This window comes from Megasphaera cerevisiae DSM 20462, from assembly GCF_001045675.1.
In the GTDB taxonomy this organism is placed as follows: Bacteria; Bacillota; Negativicutes; order Veillonellales; family Megasphaeraceae; genus Megasphaera; species Megasphaera cerevisiae.
On the sequence record NZ_LEKT01000114.1, the window covers coordinates 1 to 1,522 of the forward strand.

Here is a 1,522-nt window from a genome sequence, read left to right on the forward strand (position 1 = left end):
GAATATATCCTTAGAAAGGAGGTGATCCAGCCGCACCTTCCGATACGGCTACCTTGTTACGACTTCACCCCAATCATTTGTCCCACCTTCGACGGCTAGCTCCATAAATGGTTACTCCACCGGCTTCGGGTGTTACAAACTCTCGTGGTGTGACGGGCGGTGTGTACAAGACCCGGGAACGTATTCACCGTAGCATGCTGATCTACGATTACTAGCGATTCCAGCTTCATGTAGTCGAGTTGCAGACTACAATCCGAACTGAGAACAACTTTATGGGATTTGCTTGACCTCGCGGTTTAGCTGCCCTTTGTATTGTCCATTGTAGCACGTGTGTAGCCCAAATCATAAGGGGCATGATGATTTGACGTCATCCCCACCTTCCTCCGGTTTGTCACCGGCAGTCAACTTAGAGTGCCCAACTTAATGATGGCAACTAAGCTTAAGGGTTGCGCTCGTTGCGGGACTTAACCCAACATCTCACGACACGAGCTGACGACAACCATGCACCACCTGTCACTTTGTCCCCCGAAGGGGAAGACTCTATCTCTAGAGCGGTCAAAGGATGTCAAGATTTGGTAAGGTTCTTCGCGTTGCTTCGAATTAAACCACATGCTCCACCGCTTGTGCGGGTCCCCGTCAATTCCTTTGAGTTTCAACCTTGCGGTCGTACTCCCCAGGCGGAGTGCTTAATGCGTTAGCTGCAGCACTAAGGGGCGGAAACCCCCTAACACTTAGCACTCATCGTTTACGGCGTGGACTACCAGGGTATCTAATCCTGTTTGATCCCCACGCTTTCGCACATCAGCGTCAGTTACAGACCAGAAAGTCGCCTTCGCCACTGGTGTTCCTCCATATCTCTGCGCATTTCACCGCTACACATGGAATTCCACTTTCCTCTTCTGCACTCAAGTTTTCCAGTTTCCAATGACCCTCCACGGTTGAGCCGTGGGCTTTCACATCAGACTTAAAAAACCGCCTACGCGCGCTTTACGCCCAATAATTCCGGATAACGCTTGCCACCTACGTATTACCGCGGCTGCTGGCACGTAGTTAGCCGTGGCTTTCTGATCAGGTACCGTCAAGATGTGCACAGTTACTTACACATTTGTTCTTCCCTGATAACAGAGTTTTACGATCCGAAGACCTTCATCACTCACGCGGCGTTGCTCCGTCAGGCTTTCGCCCATTGCGGAAGATTCCCTACTGCTGCCTCCCGTAGGAGTCTGGACCGTGTCTCAGTTCCAGTGTGGCCGATCACCCTCTCAGGTCGGCTACGTATCGTTGCCTTGGTAAGCCGTTACCTTACCAACTAGCTAATACGGCGCGGATCCATCTATAAGTGACAGCAAAGCCGCCTTTCACTATTGAACCATGCGGTTCAATATGTTATCCGGTATTAGCTCCGGTTTCCCGAAGTTATCCCAGTCTTATAGGTAGGTTATCCACGTGTTACTCACCCGTCCGCCGCTAACGTCAAAGGAGCAAGCTCCTTATCTGTTCGCTCGACTTGCATGTATTAGGC

The 1,522-nt window shown here is 51.0% G+C and carries 1 rRNA gene; it reads right to left on the reverse strand.

The window, feature by feature from the left end:
* Nucleotides 1-14: 14 nt before the first annotated feature.
* Nucleotides 15-1,522 (reverse strand): 16S ribosomal RNA (locus AB840_RS15220); the annotation flags it as partial.